This window comes from Ramlibacter sp. (assembly GCF_028291745.1).
Lineage (GTDB): Bacteria > Pseudomonadota > Gammaproteobacteria > Burkholderiales > Burkholderiaceae_C > Ramlibacter.
The window spans coordinates 1-16,641 of the sequence record NZ_JAQGNQ010000093.1 but is presented as its reverse complement, the minus strand read 5'-3'; the positions used below and the strand labels follow the sequence as shown (position 1 = coordinate 16,641).

Annotated in this window: 11 protein-coding genes and 1 riboswitch; of the genes, 7 read left to right on the top strand and 4 right to left on the bottom strand. The window is 68.2% G+C overall.

The features are described 5' to 3' along the window. The first annotated feature begins 8 nt into the window (after window positions 1-8). Window positions 9-5,903, top strand: coding sequence for an excinuclease ABC subunit UvrA (gene uvrA, locus JWP60_RS17380; protein WP_299794139.1), 5,895 nt, complete (start codon window positions 9-11; stop codon window positions 5,901-5,903). Between the two features lie 115 nt (window positions 5,904-6,018). Here the strand turns inward: uvrA and JWP60_RS17375 are convergent, their stop codons facing one another. Next, window positions 6,019-6,549 carry a porin family protein gene (locus tag JWP60_RS17375; protein WP_299794136.1) on the bottom strand — a complete coding sequence of 177 codons (531 nt, stop codon included), beginning with the start codon at window positions 6,547-6,549 and terminating at the stop codon, window positions 6,019-6,021. 217 nt (window positions 6,550-6,766) lie between these two features. On the opposite strand from JWP60_RS17375, the gene JWP60_RS17370 reads away from it, so the two are divergent. Both JWP60_RS17370 and JWP60_RS17365 read left to right on the top strand, forming a co-directional pair. Then, complete coding sequence (locus tag JWP60_RS17370; RefSeq protein ID WP_299794133.1) at window positions 6,767-7,534, top strand: gamma-glutamyl-gamma-aminobutyrate hydrolase family protein; 768 nt, start codon at window positions 6,767-6,769, stop codon at window positions 7,532-7,534. After that, complete coding sequence (locus JWP60_RS17365) at window positions 7,534-8,343, top strand: gamma-glutamyl-gamma-aminobutyrate hydrolase family protein (protein WP_299794130.1); 810 nt, start codon at window positions 7,534-7,536, stop codon at window positions 8,341-8,343. The genes JWP60_RS17370 and JWP60_RS17365 overlap by 1 nt, the downstream gene beginning before the upstream one ends. A 146-nt stretch (window positions 8,344-8,489) precedes the next feature. Here JWP60_RS17365 and JWP60_RS17360 read toward each other — a convergent pair whose 3' ends face one another. Together JWP60_RS17360 and JWP60_RS17355 are read right to left on the bottom strand one after the other, a co-directional pair. Then, window positions 8,490-9,287 (bottom strand): HAD-IIB family hydrolase, encoded by a 798-nt coding sequence (locus tag JWP60_RS17360; protein WP_299794127.1) that lies wholly within the window; start codon window positions 9,285-9,287, stop codon window positions 8,490-8,492. Further along, window positions 9,288-10,928, bottom strand: a complete 1,641-nt coding sequence (locus JWP60_RS17355) for a peptide chain release factor 3 (protein WP_299794124.1) — start codon at window positions 10,926-10,928, stop codon at window positions 9,288-9,290. Window positions 10,929-11,049: 121 nt separating this feature from the next. Between JWP60_RS17355 and ligD the strand changes: the two genes are divergently transcribed. Further along, window positions 11,050-12,270, top strand: a complete 1,221-nt coding sequence (ligD, locus tag JWP60_RS17350) for a non-homologous end-joining DNA ligase (protein ID WP_299794120.1) — start codon at window positions 11,050-11,052, stop codon at window positions 12,268-12,270. Between the two features lie 10 nt (window positions 12,271-12,280). Next, on the top strand, window positions 12,281-12,847 hold the full coding sequence (locus JWP60_RS17345) for a DNA-3-methyladenine glycosylase I (protein WP_299794117.1): 567 nt from the start codon (window positions 12,281-12,283) through the stop codon (window positions 12,845-12,847). A gap of 92 nt (window positions 12,848-12,939) precedes the next feature. Here JWP60_RS17345 and JWP60_RS17340 read toward each other — a convergent pair whose 3' ends face one another. Continuing rightward, complete coding sequence (locus JWP60_RS17340; protein WP_299794114.1) at window positions 12,940-14,007, bottom strand: ATP-dependent DNA ligase; 1,068 nt, start codon at window positions 14,005-14,007, stop codon at window positions 12,940-12,942. Between the two features lie 125 nt (window positions 14,008-14,132). Here JWP60_RS17340 and JWP60_RS17335 point away from each other — a divergent pair, with 125 nt between their 5' ends. Both JWP60_RS17335 and ahcY read left to right on the top strand, forming a co-directional pair. After that, the gene (locus JWP60_RS17335; RefSeq protein WP_299794111.1) at window positions 14,133-15,101 is read left to right on the top strand and encodes a bile acid:sodium symporter family protein; all 969 of its coding nucleotides are present in this window, start codon (window positions 14,133-14,135) and stop codon (window positions 15,099-15,101) included. Window positions 15,102-15,171: 70 nt separating this feature from the next. Next, window positions 15,172-15,240, top strand: a riboswitch (S-adenosyl-L-homocysteine riboswitch). A gap of 65 nt (window positions 15,241-15,305) precedes the next feature. Continuing rightward, window positions 15,306-16,641 (top strand): adenosylhomocysteinase (gene ahcY / locus JWP60_RS17330; RefSeq protein WP_299794108.1); only part of this gene is annotated, 1,336 nt, incomplete at its 3' end.

The following is a 16,641-nucleotide window of genomic DNA, read 5'->3' as shown; positions in this document are numbered from 1 at the left end:
CGCCCTTCATGTCCCAGGGATCGATCCGCATCCGCGGTGCCAGACAGCACAACCTCAAGAACCTCGACCTCGACCTGCACACGGGCGAACTGACGGTGGTGACCGGGCCCAGCGGCTCTGGCAAGTCCAGCCTGGTCTTCGACACCCTGTATGCCGAGGGGCAGCGGCGCTACGTCGAGACCTTCTCCGCCTATGCCCGCCAGTTCCTGGAGCGCATGGACAAGCCGGCGGTCGACCGGGTCGAGGGCGTGCCGCCGGCGATCGCGATCGACCAGACCAATCCGGTTCGCTCCTCACGCTCCACCGTCGGCACGATGACGGAGCTGAACGACCACCTGAAGCTGTTGTTCGCGCGGGCCGCGCAGTTGTTCGACCGGCAGACCGCGCTGCCGGTACGGCACGACACGCCCGAGACGGTGTACGAGCAATTGCTGGCGCGCACCAGGGAAAGCGATCCACGCCTGGTCGTCACCTTCCCGGTGGAACTGCCGGGGGGCACCACATCCGAGGAAGTGGAACAGTGGCTGGCGGCCAGCGGCTTCACCCGCGTGCAGGCCGAGCGCGAGGTGGCCACACCGACCGGCCCGCGCAAGATCCTCGACGTGGTGGCCGACCGCTTCCGCATCCAGGGCGTGGAGAAGGTGCGTGCGATCGAGGCGATCGAACTGGCGCTCAAGCGCGGCTCGGGCCGCCTCTCGGTCTATGCGAGCGCCCCCACCCCAACCCTCCCCCAGGGGGGGAGGGAGGAAGAAAGCCAGCCGGAGATCTGGAAGTTCTCCACCGGCCTGCACTGCCCCGACTCGGACATCCGCTATGCCGACCCGGTGCCCTCGATGTTCTCGTTCAACTCGCCGGTGGGCGCCTGCGAGACCTGCCGCGGCTTCGGCCGGGTGATCGGCGTCGATTACGGCCTGGTGATTCCGAACGACAAGCTCACGCTGCGTGCGGGGGCGGTCAAGACTTTCCAGACGCCGGCCTGGTCCGAGTCGCAGGACGACATGCTGCGCTACGCCGAATCGGCCGGCGTCCCGCGCGACACGCCCTGGTACAAGCTGACCCCGGAGCAGCAGCAGTGGGTGATCCACGGCGCGCCCAACTACCGCGACGGCAACTGGAGCAAGCAGTGGTACGGGGTGAAGCGCTTCTTCGAATACCTCGAAAGCAAGGCGTACAAGATGCACATCCGCGTGCTCTTGTCCAAGTACCGCAGCTACACGCCGTGCCACGTCTGCGGCGGCGCCCGCCTGAAAACCGAGCCGCTGCTCTGGCGCGTGGGCTCCAGGGAGGATGCCGACGCGGCACTGGAACCGGCGCGCCGCTTCCTGCCGGTGGGCGCGCAGTGGACGCGCGAACAGCTCGAGGCCCTGCCCGGGCTGTCGCTGCACGACCTGATGATGCTGCCGATCGACCGGCTGCGCCGCTTCTTCGACCGCGTCGAGCCCGAGGCGGAAGCGCATGCCGGCACCGGCGAACTGCAGGCCCTCAAGCTGCTGTTCGAGGAGATCAACACCCGCCTGAAGTACCTGGTGGATGTGGGCATCGGCTACCTGACGCTCGATCGGCAAAGCCGCACGCTCTCCGGTGGCGAGGTGCAGCGCATCAACCTCACGACGGCGCTCGGCACCTCGCTGGTGAACACGCTGTTCGTGCTGGACGAACCGAGCATCGGCCTGCATCCGCGTGACATGGGCCGCATCACGCAGGCCATGCACCGCCTGCGCGATGCCGGCAACACGCTGGTGGTGGTGGAGCACGACCCGGCCGTGATGATGGCGGCCGACCGCATCATCGACATGGGTCCGGGCCCGGGCGAGAAGGGCGGCCAGATCGTCTTCGACGGCAGCGTGCAGGATCTGCGCCGTGCCGACACGCTGACCGGCGCCTACCTCGGCGCGCGCAAGCACGTGGGCATGGGATTCAAGCGCGCCGTCACCGACGCCACGCCGCGCCTGGTGCTGGAAGGCGCGCGCGAACACAACCTGAAGAACCTGGCGGTGGAGTTCCCGCTGCAGCGGCTGGTCGTCGTGACCGGCGTCTCCGGTTCGGGCAAGTCCTCGCTGGTGCAGGACATCCTGGCGCCGGCGTTGCTGCGTCACTTCGGCCGTGCCACGGAGACGCCGGGCGCGCACGACCGCGTGCTCGGGGTCGATCACCTGCGCGATGTCGTGTTCGTCGACCAGTCGCCGATCGGCAAGACCGCGCGCTCCAATCCGGTCAGCTATGTGGGTGCCTGGGACTCGTTGCGCGACATCTTCGCGACCTCGCCCCTGGCGAGGCAGCGGGGCTACACCGGCTCCAAGTTCTCCTTCAACTCGGGGGACGGCCGCTGCCCCACCTGCGGCGGTTCGGGTTACGAGCACGTGGAGATGCAGTTCCTGTCCGACGTCTATCTGCGCTGCCCGGATTGCGACGGCAAGCGCTATCGCCCGGAGATCCTGGAAGTGACGATCGAACGGCAGGCGCTCGGCGCGCCGGAGCCGCGCGTGCTGAACGTGGCCGACGTGCTGGATCTCACGGTGAGCGAGGCGGCCGCGCTGTTCGCGCAGGATCGCGACGTGATCCGCGCGTTGCAGCCGATCGTCGACGTCGGCCTCGAGTACGTGAAACTCGGGCAGCCGGTGCCGACGCTCTCGGGCGGCGAGTCGCAGCGCCTGAAGCTCGCGGGCTTTCTCGCCGAGGCGGCGCGGTCCTCGTCGCAAAGCAGGCAGCGGCTGGCCACCAAGGGCGTGCTGTTCCTGTTCGACGAGCCGACCACGGGCCTGCACTTCGACGACATCGCCAAGCTGATGCGCGCCTTGCGCAAGCTGCTGGAAGCCGGCAATTCGCTGATCGTGATCGAGCACAACCTCGACGTGATCCGCGCGGCCGACTGGCTGATCGACCTCGGCCCGGAAGGCGGCGATGCCGGCGGCCTGCTGGTCGCGGAAGGCCCGCCGGAAGAAGTGAAGCTGCATGCAACGTCGCATACCGCGAAGGCGCTGCGTGAATACGACTCGACGCTGGGCGCTGCCTCGGAGGCCACTGCCCCCTACGCCCTCTCCCGCCCGCGGCAGCGGGTGAGGACCGCCCCCAATGCGATCCAGATCGTCAACGCCAAGGAACACAACCTCAAGAACCTTTCCGTCGACATCCCGCACAACAAGTTCAGCGTGATCACCGGAGTCTCGGGGTCGGGCAAGTCCACGCTCGCTTTCGACATCCTGTTCAACGAGGGCCAGCGGCGCTACCTCGAGTCGCTCAACGCCTATGCACGTTCCATCGTGCAGCCGGCCGGGCGGCCCGAGGTCGACGCGGTGTACGGCATTCCGCCGACGGTGGCGATCGAGCAGCGGCTCTCGCGCGGCGGCCGCAAGTCCACCGTCGGCACCACGACCGAGGTGTGGCACTTCCTGCGCCTGCTGTACGTGAAGCTGGGCGTGCAGCATTGCGTCAACGAGGGCGCCGAGGTCCGGCCGCAGACCCCGGACAGCATTGTCGCCCAGGTCATGAAGCGCTATCGCGGCCAGCACGTGGGCCTGCTCGCGCCGCTGGTGATGAATCGCAAGGGCGTGTACACCGAGCTGGCCGACTGGGCCCGCCCGCGCGGCTACACGCACCTGCGCATCGACGGCAACTTCCTGCCGACCACCAACTTCCCGCGGATCGACCGCTTCAAGGAACACACCATCGAACTGCCGGTGGGCGATCTCGACGTGACGCCGGCCAACGAGGCCCTGCTGCGCGAGAAGCTCACGCTGGCACTGGAACATGGCAAGGGCATCGTCCACGTGCTGGCCCCGCTCGACGGCCTGCGCAGCGCCTTCACCCAGGGGCTGGCGAAGCACGAAGGCCTCGGCAGGGTCGAAGTGTTCTCCACGCTGCGGGCCTGCCCGGTGTGCGCCACCAGCTACCCCGAGCTGGATCCGCGCCTGTTCTCGTACAACAGCAAGCATGGCTGGTGCCCCGAGTGCGTGGGCACGGGCGTCCGGCTCACGCGCGAGCAGCGCAAGGCTTTCGACGACACGCTGCTGGCGTCCGAGGACAAGGGCCGCGAGCAGACCTTCGCCGAGCCGGAGGTCGAGGATGTCTCCGACGAAACCTGTCCCACCTGCCACGGCACGCGCCTCAATGCGCAGGCACGCGCGGTGGCCTTCGACAAGACCGGCATCGCCGACATCGCCGCGCTCTCGGTGCGCGACGTGCGCCGCTGGGTCGAGAGCCTGCAGGTGAAGGATGTGCTGAGCGTGCGCGAGCAGGGCATCGCGCGCGACCTGATCCCCGAGATCAAGTCGCGGCTCGAATTCCTGGAGGAAGTGGGACTGGGCTATCTCACGCTCGACCGCGGCGCGCCCACGCTGTCGGGGGGCGAGGCGCAGCGCATCCGGCTGGCGGCGCAGCTCGGCTCCAACCTGCAGGGCGTGTGCTATGTGCTCGACGAGCCGACCATCGGCCTGCATGCGCGCGACAACCAGATCCTGCTGGACGCCCTGCACAAGCTGGGCGACAAGGGCAACACGCTGGTGGTGGTGGAGCACGACGAGGACACCATCCGCCGCGCCGACCACATCATCGACATCGGTCCCAGCGCGGGCAAGCGCGGCGGCCGCGTGATCGCGCAGGGCACGGTGGACGAAGTGACCGCAGCTGCCGATTCGCTGACCGGCCGCTACCTGCTGCACGCGATGAAGCATCCGCTGAAGCCGCGCCGCGCCGTCGCCACTATGCACGACCGCGAGCCTCCGGGCCTGCCGGTGGCGGAGACGCCGATGCCGGTGGCCAAGGGCAAGAAGCCGCGCTCTCTGCTCGCGAAGATGGCCGCCGCACTGGCCGCTCCGGTGGTGGAGAGCGAGGGCGCGCCGACGACCTTCCTGCGCCTGAAAGGCGCCGACCTCCACAACCTTGTCGACGTCGACGTCGACGTGCCGCTCAAGCGGCTGGTGGTGGTGACCGGCGTGTCCGGTTCGGGCAAGTCCACGCTGGCGCGCGACGTGCTGCTGCACAACGTGCAGGCCGCCGTGCAGCGGCGCTCCACCAAGGCAGGACGCGACGCCGACGACGCGGGCAAGCGCCCGAAATGGGTGGGCTGCAAGTCGCTGGTCGGCTACCAGTCGATCGACCGCGTGCTGGAAGTGGACCAGACGCCGATCGGCAAGACGCCGCGCTCCTGCCCGGCCACCTACATCGGCTTCTGGGACACCATCCGCAAACTGTTCGCCGACACGCTGGAGGCGCGCGCGCGCGGCTACGGCCCGGGGCGCTTCTCCTTCAACACCGGCGAAGGGCGCTGCCCCTCGTGCGAAGGCCAGGGCGTGCGCACGATCGCCATGAGCTTCCTGCCGGACGTGAAGGTGCCCTGCGAAACCTGCCACGGCGCGCGCTTCAATCCGGAGACGCTGGCCGTCAGCTGGCGCGGCAAGAGCATCGGCGACGTGCTGCAGATGGAGGTGGACGAGGCGGTGGAGTTCTTCGCTTCGATGCCGAACATCAGCCATCCGCTGCAACTGCTGCGCGATGTGGGCCTGGGCTATCTCACGCTGGGGCAACCGTCGCCGACGCTCTCCGGAGGCGAGGCGCAGCGCATCAAGCTGGTGACCGAACTGTCGAAGGTGCGCGACGACGTCACGCGCCGCGGCCAGAAGGCGCCGCACACGCTGTACGTGCTGGACGAACCGACGGTGGGCCTGCACATGGCGGACGTGGAGAAGTTGATCCGCGTGCTGCATCGCCTGGTGGATGGCGGGCACAGCGTGATGGTGATCGAGCACGACCTGGACGTGGTCGCCGAAGCCGACTGGATCATCGACCTGGGCCCCGACGGCGGAACGGCCGGCGGCAGGATCGTGGCGGCGGCACCGCCCGAAGAGGTGGTGGCGCTGGGCACGCACACGGGGAAGGTGCTGGGGCCGGTGCTGGCGCGGGTGTGAGGGGCGGGGATACCCCTCGGAGGCATGTCATTGCGGGCTTGACCCGCAATCCATGCGGCCACCGATCAAGCGCCGCATGGATCCCGGGTCAAGCCCGGGACGACATCCTTCTCGCTTAGAAGCGGTAGCCGACGCTGACGGTCCAGCCGCCGACCTTGGTGCCGTTCTTGTCCAGCAGGCGCAGGTAGTCCGCGCCCACGTACATCTTCGGGTTGAAGTTGTAGTTCACGCCTGCGCCGTAGGCGAAGTCGTTGTCGCTGCCCTCGCCCGAGAAGCCGGGAACGCTGACGCTGACCTTCGTGCGCGCCCAGCCCAGGCGGCCGAACACTTCGAAGTTGTTGATGTCGTACTTCGGCTTGATGAACAGGCCGAAGGCGTTCTTCACCTTGGCGTCCACGCCCAGATCGCTGTCGGAGCTGGTGCCGATCGAGAGCATGGCTTCACCCGCGAAGTACGGATGGAAGTTGTAGCCGATGATGCCGCGCAGGGCCTGCGGCGTGGCGTCGAAACCGGTGGAGCTTTCCTTCACGTTCAGGAAGCTGTAGCCCAGTTCGCCGTACAGCGGCGAGGCGCTGCGGGCTTGCTGCGCCTGGGCGGAGCCGATCATGAGGAGGGCGGCGGCGGCCGCGATTGCGATGCGTTTCATGTTTACTGCCTTGGATGATCTGTCTGTTGTTAAGACCCCGGCAAGCCGGAGCCGGGCGCAGTGTAATCGGCGCCGGAACACGTTCCGCACCCGACGTCTCGTGCGCGCCACAGCGACCGAAAGTGCAACACGACGTAGTCGCCATCCGACGCGTGGAAACGCCTCTGCGGCCAGCGCAGCCGCGCCGCGCTTGGCACCATGGGCGAGAGCCCCGACGATGCCCAAGAAACCGCACAAGCCCCTCGTGTGGCTGCCTGCCTGCCACCGCAACCTGGACCTGGACGACCCCGGCGGCTACACCGTGCTGGCCGATCGCTATGCAGCCGCCGTCACGCAGCTCGGGCTGCAGCCGGTGCTGTTCCCGATGGCGGAGGTCGAAGACGTGCCGACGCTGTTGCCGCTGGTCGATGGCGTGCTGCTGACCGGATCGCCCTCGAACGTGGAGGCCACGCACTTCGGCGCCGCGGTGTTGCCGACCGACCTGCTCGACCCCCGCCGCGACAAGCTCACCATGCGACTCGTGCGCGAGGCGATCACGCGCGCCGTGCCGCTGTTCGGCGTGTGCCGCGGCCTGCAGGAAATCAACGTGGCCCTGGGCGGCAGCCTCTATCAGTCGCTGCGCGAGAACGAGGGCATGCTCGATCACCGCGAGCCCGAGGACGAGGACCTCGCCGTGCAGTTCGCCGAGCGCCATGACGTGCTGCTGGAGCCGGGGAGCGCTTTCGCCCAATGGGCGGGCGGCACGCGGGCGCAGGTCAACTCGCTGCATGGCCAGGGGCTCAAGCGACTGGGCGAGGGCGTGGTGGCGCAGGCGCACGCACCCGACGGCCTGGTGGAAGGCGTGCAGGTGGCGAACGCCCCCGCCTTTGCCTACGGCGTGCAGTGGCACCCCGAGTGGCGCCACGACCAGCATCCGTTCTACCAGCGCACGCTGGAGGCTTTCGCCAGCGCCTGCCGCGGGCATTGCGAGGCGCGGGAGGACTGATGGCGAATCCGCCGCAGGTGCCCCTGGTGTGGGTGGTGGCCAGCCACCGGCAACTCACCAATCCCTCGGGGCACACACAGCTGTACACGGTGGTGGACGAAGGCGGCCAGCGCACGGGGCTGAACATGGGCCTGCAACCGGTCTGCTATCCGCGGGTGCCGCCCGAGCGCATCGAGGCCTTGCTGGCGTCCGTGGACGGCATTCTCATGGGCGGCTCGGACACCAACGTGGACCCGCGCCTGTGGGGCGAGGAGCCGGCGCGGCCGGAGTTCGAATTCGACTACGAGCGCGACGCGCTGGCGCAGGCGCTGGTGCGGCTGGCGATCGCGCGCAAGGTGCCGGTGATCGGCTTCTGCCGTGGTTGCCACGACCTCAATGCAGCCTTGGGTGGCAGCCTGTATCAGTGGCTGCCCGAGCTGCCGGGCATGCTGCAGCACCACGAAAATCCGCAAGAGTCGCTGGACGAGGCGTATCAGGAGCGGCACTTCGTCAGCTGCGTGCCGAGCGGCGCGCTGGAGGCGATGACGCAGATGGGACGCTTCCCCGTGAGTTCGCTGCATTCGCAGGGCGTGAAGCGGCTGGGCGAGGGCCTGGTCGCCGAGGCGCATGCCGACGACGGGCTGGTGGAGGCCTTTCGCTGGCACGATCCGCAAGCGTTCGCCTGGGGCTTCCAGTTCCACCCCGAGTGGGGCTGGCGCTGGCATCGCGCCTATGGCCGCATCATGAATGCCTTCGTGCGGGCGTGCTGGCAGCGGCTGGCGGGTCGCATGGCGGCGCGGGAACTGCCGCTGCAGGCGATCGTGGCCTGAAGGATGTCCTCGGGGGTTTCCTGGATGTCATCCCGGGCTTGACCCGGGATCCACGACGGCGCTTGTTCAGGCGCTGCCTGGATTGCGGGTCAAGCCCGCAATGACATCCTTCGTCACATTTTTCATGACGTCCTTCAGGACATCCTTCAGGACGTCCTTTGTGCTCGCAAGATCGCCCGCGCCACTTGCGCGAAACCCGCCCCGCGTTCCCCTTGCGTCACATACCGCGGCTTGAACGCCAGTGCGGCCAGGAAGCGCCGGATGTTGGCCACCCCCACGCTGTGCGGGAAGTGCTCGAACATCAGCACGTCGTTGGTCGAGTCGCCGACATACACCCAGCGATCGAGCTCCGCATCGAGATCGCACGCCAGCAGCTCGCGCGCGATCCAGCGCGCGCCCGACAACTTGTTGTGATCGCCATACCAGCCGTTGATGTGGATCGAGCTGACCGTGGCATTCATCCCCTGCTCGTGCATCACCGCCACCACTTGCGCGATCTGCTGCCCGGAAAGCTGCGCGAACTCGCTGTGGTCGACCGCAATGTCCGTCTCGCGGCCGCTGCTGTCGCGCGAGATCGTCGCGCCAGGGACTTCGCGCACGATGCGCTGCGCGACCTGCTGCAGGCGCGCGTAATTGGCCGCGCGCTGCCGGGCGTCCTGCACATACAGCTTGCGCACGCCGCCGTCGGCGCCCCGCGTGAGCGCCACGGCGCCGTTCTCCGCAACGATGGCAGCCACCGGCCATTGCAGCGCGAACGGCTCGCTCCAACCCACCGGCCGCCCGGTGATCGCAATGACGTGCAGCCCCGCGCGGGCGAGATCGGTCAGCGCCGCCAGCGCGTCGGGCGTGACGGCGCCCTCGGTCGTGAGCGTGTCGTCGATGTCCGTCAATACGCCGCGGATGCGCGCGCGCTCGGCCAGCGGCCACGCGTGCAGCGGCTGCACTCAGCCAGCCTTCTGCAGCGCCAGCCCCGCGTGCTCGCGCAGCAGGTGGAAATGGATCTTCGGAAAGCGCTCCTGCGCCAGGCGCACGTCGTAGGGCGAGGTGCACAGGAAGGCCAGCGCCTCCGCCGCGTCCAGCGCCAGCCGCTGCGGATAGGCATCGGTGAAGGCTTTCAATTCGGCCGGGGTATCGGCGGTGATCCAGCGCGCGCCCGTGTACGGGCAGCCTTCGAGCCGCACGTCGCAGTCGTACTCGCCGCGCAGGCGATGCTGCACCACCTCGAACTGCAGCTGGCCCACCGCCCCCAGCAGCATCGGCCCGCCCACGTGCGGCCGGAACACCTGGATCGCGCCTTCTTCACCGAGCTGCGCCAGGCCTTGCTGCAGCTGCTTGGTGCGCAGCGGATTCTTCAGGATCACGACCTGGAACAACTCCGGTGCGAAGAAGGGCAGCCCGGTGTACTGCAGGTTCACCGAGCCGTCGGTAATCGTGTCCCCGAGCTGCACACCGCCGTGCGTGGTGAAGCCGATGATGTCGCCGGCATAGGCCTCGTCCACGGCTTCGCGCCGCTGCGACAGGAACGTGACCACCGAGGTCGGACGCAGTTCCTTGGCCGTGCGCTGCACCTTGAGCTTCATGCCCGGCGTGTACTTGCCCGAGGCCATGCGCACGAAGGCGATGCGGTCGCGGTGCGAAGGATCCATGTTGGCTTGCACCTTGAACACCACACCGGAGAAGGTCGCTTCGTCGGGCTCCACCACGCGCTCCACCGGCTGGCGATTGACCACGGCGTGGCTCTTGCGCGGCTGCGGCGCCGGCGCGAGGTCCACCAGGGCATCGAGCACTTCCATCACGCCGAAGTTGTTGACGGCGGAGCCGAAGAACACGGGCGTCTGCCTGGCCGCGAGGAAGGCCGCGCGGTCCCAGTCGGGCGAGGCGCCGGCCGCCAGTTCCATGCTCTCGGCGGCCGCGTCGTATTCGGCGCCGAAGCGCTTGCGCAGTTCGGCGTGGTCGCTCAGCGCAATCGTGTCGAAGTCCTGTGACCGGCGCTCGCTGCCGGACTCGAACACCGTCATGGCCTGGGTGCGCAGGTTCATGATGCCGCCGAAGCCCTTGCCCTTGCCGACCGGCCAGGTCATGGGCACGCAGGGCATGCCGAGTTCGCGCTCCACCTCGTCGAGGATGTCGAGCGGCTCGCGCACCTCGCGGTCCATCTTGTTGACGAAGGTGATGATGGGCGTGTCGCGCTGGCGGCAGACCTCGATCAGCCGGCGCGTCTGCGCCTCGACACCGTTGGCCGCGTCGATCACCATCAGGGCCGCGTCGACCGCGGTCAGCACACGGTAGGTGTCTTCGGAGAAGTCCTTGTGGCCGGGGGTGTCGAGCAGGTTGATCACGTGGTCCCGGTACAGCATCTGCATCACCGAGGAGGCCACCGAGATGCCGCGCTGCTTCTCGATTTCCATCCAGTCGCTGGTCGCGTGCCGCGAGGCCTTGCGGCCCTTCACGGCGCCGGCGATCTGGATCGCGCCGGAGAACAGCAGCAGCTTTTCCGTGAGCGTGGTCTTGCCCGCGTCGGGGTGCGAGATGATGGCGAAGGTGCGGCGGCGCTGGACTTCGGCGCTGAAGGGCGAGGCGGACAAGGGGGTGACTCCGGAAAGCACGCGGCCCGCTGCGGCGGGACCGCCAGGACGTGACGGCCGCGCTGCGAATCACGGCCGTGTCTGACCCGCGATTGTCCCATGCCGGTGTACTTTGCTGCCCATGGCCCTGGCAAAGGACGACACGACGCTGGAGATTGACGGCCGCGAGGTGGTGGTCAGCCACCCCGGCAAGCTGCTGATGCCGGGCGTCACCAAGCTCGACCTCGTGAACTATTACCTGGCCGTCGCCGAGGGCGCATTGCGCGGCGCGGGCGGGCGCCCGTGCGTGCTGGTGCGCTACCCCAACGGCATCGGCGAGGAGTTCTTCTTCCAGAAGCGGGCCCCGGCCAAGCGGCCGGACTGGCTGGAGGTCGCCGAAATCCGCTTTCCCTCCGGGCGCAGCGCGGAGGAGGTGGTGCCACGCCATCCCGCCGACCTCGCCTGGATGGCCAATCTCGCCTGCCTGGAACTGCATCCGCATCCGGTGCGCGCCGAGGACCTGGACCATCCCGACGAACTGCGGGTGGACCTCGACCCGGTGCCCGGTGTCGAATGGCCGCAGATCGTGCAGGTGGCGAACGTGGTGCACGAAGTGCTGACGGAGCTGGGGCTCAAGGGCTGGCCCAAGACCTCCGGCTCGCGCGGCATCCACGTGCTGATCCGGATCGAGCCGAACTGGACCTTCGATGAAGTGCGCCGTGCCGCGCTCGCGCTGGCGCGCGAGGTGGAGCGGCGCGCCCCGCAGCTCGCCACCAGCAAGTGGTGGAAGGAGGAGCGGCGCGGCGTGTTCGTCGACTACAACCAGAACGCCAAGGACCGCACGGTGAGCTCCGCGTACTCGGTGCGGGCCAAGCCCGACGCACGCGTGTCGGCGCCCTTGCACTGGCGCGAACTGGCCGAGTGCAATCCGGCCGAATTCACGCTGCACACCATGCCGCAGCGCTTGCGCCGGATCGGCGATCCGCACGCGGAGATCGACCAGTGGCGCTGCTCGCTAGCGCCGCTGCTGGAGCTCTCGCGTCGGCACGAGGCCGAAGGCGAGGGCGATGCCCCCTGGCCACCGCACTACCGCAAGGCCGAGGGCGAGCCGCGCCGCGCGCCGCCCTCGACGGCGCGCGTGAAGAAACCGCTGATCGAGGTGGCGCGTTCCGAACGCGAGGCGGATGCGGTGGCCGCGGCGCAGGCGTGGCAGGCGCAGCATCCGAAGGTAGCGGCGCACCTGGAGCCGGCCGACGTGCTGGTGGACCGCATGCGCGGGAGTTCGTCGCTGTGGTACCGCGTGCGGATCAACCTGGAGCACGTGCCGGTGCCGCTGCGGCCGAAAGTCGAGAAGCCGGCCTGACAATGCGGGGATGCCGACCGCAGAACTCCACCGCTGTTCCTGGGCCGATGGCGACGACGCGCTGATGGCGCGCTACCACGACGAAGAGTGGGGCGTGCCGCAGCGCGACGGCCGCATGCTGTGGGAGATGCTCGTGCTGGAAGGCTTCCAGGCGGGGCTCTCCTGGCGGACCATCCTGCACAAGCGCGAGGCCTTCCGCCAGGCCTTCGCCGGCTTCGTGCCGGAGCAGGTGGCGCGCTTCGGCGACCACGAGGTTGAGCGGCTGGTGGGCAACGCGGAGATCATCCGCTCGCGCGCGAAGATCGAGGCGACGATCGCCGCAGCGAAGATTTATTGCGACATGCACGAGCGCGGCGAGGACTTCGCGCGCTTTTGCTGGTCCTTCACCGATGGCAAGGTGATCCGCGGTGATGGCCGCAGCCTGCCGGTGAGCACGCCCAAGTCGCAAGAGATCTCGCAGGCGCTGAAGCGCCGCGGCTTCAAGTTCGTGGGGCCGGTGATCGTGTATGCGTGGATGCAGGCAGTGGGGATGGTGGACGATCACGCGGCGGGCTGCTTCCGACGCGACGGCCGCTGAAGACATGTCATTGCGGGCTTGACCCGCAATCCACGCGGCCTGTGATCAAGCGCCGCATGGATCCCGGGTCAAGCCCGGGATGACATCCAAGATCAAGCACCGAACACCTTGGCCAGCTCGAACGGCGTCGTCACCTCCAGCTGGTCGTATCGGCAATCCTCCGCCGGCTTGTCCGGGCGCCAGCGCAGGAACACTGCGGCGTGGCGGAAGCGCTTGCCTTGCAGGTGGTCGTACTTGACCTCGCACACCCGCTCCGGCCGCAAGGGCACCCAGCTCAGGTCCTTGCCGCCGCTCCAGCGGCTTTGCGCGCCGGGCATGCGCTGGGCCTCGCCGACCACCGCGCCGGCCCACTCGCGCCAGGGATGCTCCTCGACGCCGCTGCGCAGCGGCGCGAGTTCCTGCGCGAGCTGTTCGCGCATGGCCATGGTGAAGGACGAGGTCACCCCCACGTGCTGCAGCGTCCCGGCATCGTCGTAGATCCCCAGCAGCAGCGAGCCGACGGCGTCGTCGCGCTCCTTGTACCAGCGAAAGCCGGCGACCACGCAGTCGGCGCTGCGCACGTGCTTGATCTTGAGCATCGCCCGTTTGCCCGGCTGGTAGGCCGCGGACTCGAGCTTGGCGACGACGCCGTCGAGCCCGGCGCCTTCGAATTTCTCCAGCCATTCCTCGGCCTGCGCGCGGTCGCGGGTCACGGGCGTGAGGTGCAGCGGCGGCTTCGTTGTTCCGAGCAGGCGTTCGAGTCGCGTGCGGCGCTCGCCTTGCGGCAGCTCCATCGTCGACTTGCCACCGGCGGCCAGCAGGTCGAACGCGATGAAGCTGGCGGGCGTCTCCTTGGCCAGCCTGGCCACGCGCGAGGCGGCCGGATGCAGGCGCATCTGCAGCGCGTCGAAGTCGAGGCCGCGGGCGGTGGCGATGACGATCTCGCCATCGAGCACGCACCCCTTGGGCAGTGCATCGTGCAGCGCCTTTTCCAGCTCGGGGAAGTAGCGGTTCAGCGGCCGCAGGTCGCGGCTTTGCAGGTAGGTCTGTTCGTTGCCACGGAAGACCAGCGCGCGGAAGCCGTCCCACTTGGGCTCGAACAGGAAGCCCGGCTCGGTCGGCAGGGTCTCGGCGATCTTGGCGAGCATCGGCTCGACGGGGGCGGAAGGAGCAGTGGTCATGCCGCGTTTGTAGCCGTTCCGCGCCGCCGCGGGGCGGCCATGCGCGCAATTCCGGCGCACAGGGCCGATTGCTAAGCATGCTTACAATCCGCATCGCCGTATCGCAATCGCCAAGGATGTTTCCCATGCAGGCCCTTCTTCGCCTGAGCCAGTTCGTCGGCAAGACCTTTGCCGCCTGGGTGCTGCTGTTCGCAGCGCTCGCCTTTTTCGCCCCCGCCACCTTCAAGCCGCTGGCCGCGTGGATCGTCCCGCTGCTCGGCGTCATCATGTTCGGCATGGGGCTGACCCTGTCGAAGGAGGACTTCCGCGAGGTGTTCCGCCGGCCGTGGCACGTGTTCATCGCCTGCCTGGGCCACTTCGTCATCATGCCGGGCCTGGCCTGGCTGCTGTGCAAGGTGCTGCAGCTCCCGCCGGAGATCGCGGTAGGCGTCATCCTCGTGGGCTGCTGTCCCAGCGGCACGGCCTCCAACGTGATGACCTTCCTGGCCAAGGGCGACGTGGCGCTGTCGGTCGCGGTGAGCGCCGTCACCACGCTGTTGGCGCCCCTCGTCACGCCCGCGCTGATCTACCTGCTGGCCAGCCAGTGGCTGCACGTCGACGCCGCCGCGATGTTCTGGTCGATCGTGCAGGTCGTCCTGCTGCCCATCGCGCTGGGCGTGGTCGCGCAATCGCTGCTGCGCGACAAGGTGAAGGTCGCAGTGGGCGTGCTGCCGCTCGTGTCGGTGATTGCGATCGTGGCCATCGTGTCCGCGGTGGTGGCGGCCAGCCAGAAGCAGATCGCCGCCAGCGGCCTGCTGATCTTCGCGGTGGTCGTGCTGCACAACGGCCTGGGCCTGTTGCTCGGCTACCTGCTCGGCAAGTTCACGGGCATGCCCGTGGCCAAGCGCAAGGCGCTCTCGATCGAAGTGGGCATGCAGAACTCCGGCCTGGGCGCCGCGCTGGCCTCCGCGCACTTCTCGCCGCTGTCCGCCGTGCCGAGCGCGATCTTCAGCGTGTGGCACAACATCTCGGGCGGGCTGGTGGCGACGTGGTACCAGCGGTTCGATGACAGTCCGGAAGAGGCCCCCATGGAAGCGCGGCCGGTCGAGGCGTAAAGCCGATTTCCGGACGCAGAGGACGGCGTTCGGATGTCCGATCCCCGCCGCCTCCATTACAATAGGAAGTCACCGAGGAGCGTTGCAGCGTCCGCCCAGGACGCGAGGCTCGGAACATCTGCAACGACGCTCACCCACGCTTCCGTGCGGTGAGATCCCTCCGGAGGCCGTGGGCTTTGTCCACCTCGCCCATCCGGAGCCACCATGAACGCCGTTCTCCAGCCCGTCGCCGCCGGCGACAGCGCCATCACCGATCTTTCCCTCGCCGCCTGGGGCCGCAAGGAAATCCGCATCGCCGAGACCGAGATGCCCGGCCTGATGGCGATCCGCTCGGAATTCGCGAAAAGCCAGCCCCTGAAGGGCGCCCGCATCACCGGGTCGCTGCACATGACGATCCAGACGGCGGTGCTGATCGAGACGCTGCAGGCGCTGGGCGCGCAGGTCCGCTGGGCCTCCTGCAACATCTTCTCCACGCAGGACCACGCAGCCGCCGCCATTGCCGCCGGCGGCACGCCGGTGTTCGCCAAGAAGGGCGAGTCGCTGGAAGAGTACTGGGACTACACGCACCGCATCTTCGAATTCGCCGCCAAGGGCAGCGAAGGCGAAGGCCCGAACATGATCCTCGACGACGGCGGCGATGCCACGCTGCTGATGCACCTGGGTCAGCGCTGCGAGCAGGACCTGTCGCTGATCGACACGCACTCCTCGGAAGAAGAGCGCATCCTCTACGCCGCGATCCGCGCCAGGCTCAAGCAGGACCCCACCTGGTACAGCCGCAAGGCCAGGCAGATCATCGGCGTCACCGAGGAAACCACCACCGGCGTGCACCGCCTGATCGACATGGCCAACAAGGGCCTGCTGAAGTTCCGCGCGATCAACGTCAACGACTCGGTCACCAAGAGCAAGTTCGACAATCTCTATGGCTGCCGCGAGTCGCTGGTGGACGGCATCAAGCGCGCCACCGACGTGATGATCGCCGGCAAGGTGGCGGTGGTGGCGGGCTACGGCGATGTCGGCAAGGGCTCGGCCCAGGCGCTGCGCGCGCTGTCGGCGCAAGTGTGGGTGACCGAGATCGACCCCATCAACGCCTTGCAGGCGGCGATGGAGGGCTACAAGGTCGTCACCATGGAATATGCGTGCGACAAGGGCGACATCTTCGTGACCTGCACCGGAAACAAGCAGGTGATTCGCCACGAGCACATGGTGAAGATGAAGAACCAGGCGATCGTCTGCAACATCGGGCACTTCGACACCGAGATCGACATCGCCTCGATCGAGAAGCTGCAGTGGGACGAGATCAAGCCGCAGGTCGACCACGTGATCTTCCCCGACGGCAAGCGGATCATCCTGCTGGCCAAGGGCCGCCTGGTGAACCTGGGCTGCGGCACGGGCCATCCCAGCTACGTGATGTCCTCGTCCTTCGCCAACCAGACGCTGGCGCAGATCGAGCTGTTCACCAAGCCGGACGAGTACGAAGCCGGCCAAGTCTACGTGCTGCCCAAGCACCTGGACGAGAAGGTCGCCCGCCTGCAGCTGTCGA

Excerpts from the sequence above, each read along its gene's own strand:
- uvrA (WP_299794139.1), top strand. The coding sequence starts at position 9 with ATGTCCCAGGGATCGATCCGCATCCGCGGTGCCAGACAGCACAACCTC.
- JWP60_RS17375 (WP_299794136.1), bottom strand. The coding sequence starts at position 6,549 with ATGAAACGCATCGCAATCGCGGCCGCCGCCGCCCTCCTCATGATCGGC.
- JWP60_RS17370 (WP_299794133.1), top strand. The coding sequence starts at position 6,767 with ATGCCCAAGAAACCGCACAAGCCCCTCGTGTGGCTGCCTGCCTGCCAC.
- JWP60_RS17365 (WP_299794130.1), top strand. The coding sequence starts at position 7,534 with ATGGCGAATCCGCCGCAGGTGCCCCTGGTGTGGGTGGTGGCCAGCCAC.
- ligD (WP_299794120.1), top strand. The coding sequence starts at position 11,050 with ATGGCCCTGGCAAAGGACGACACGACGCTGGAGATTGACGGCCGCGAG.
- JWP60_RS17345 (WP_299794117.1), top strand. The coding sequence starts at position 12,281 with ATGCCGACCGCAGAACTCCACCGCTGTTCCTGGGCCGATGGCGACGAC.
- JWP60_RS17340 (WP_299794114.1), bottom strand. The coding sequence starts at position 14,007 with ATGACCACTGCTCCTTCCGCCCCCGTCGAGCCGATGCTCGCCAAGATC.
- JWP60_RS17335 (WP_299794111.1), top strand. The coding sequence starts at position 14,133 with ATGCAGGCCCTTCTTCGCCTGAGCCAGTTCGTCGGCAAGACCTTTGCC.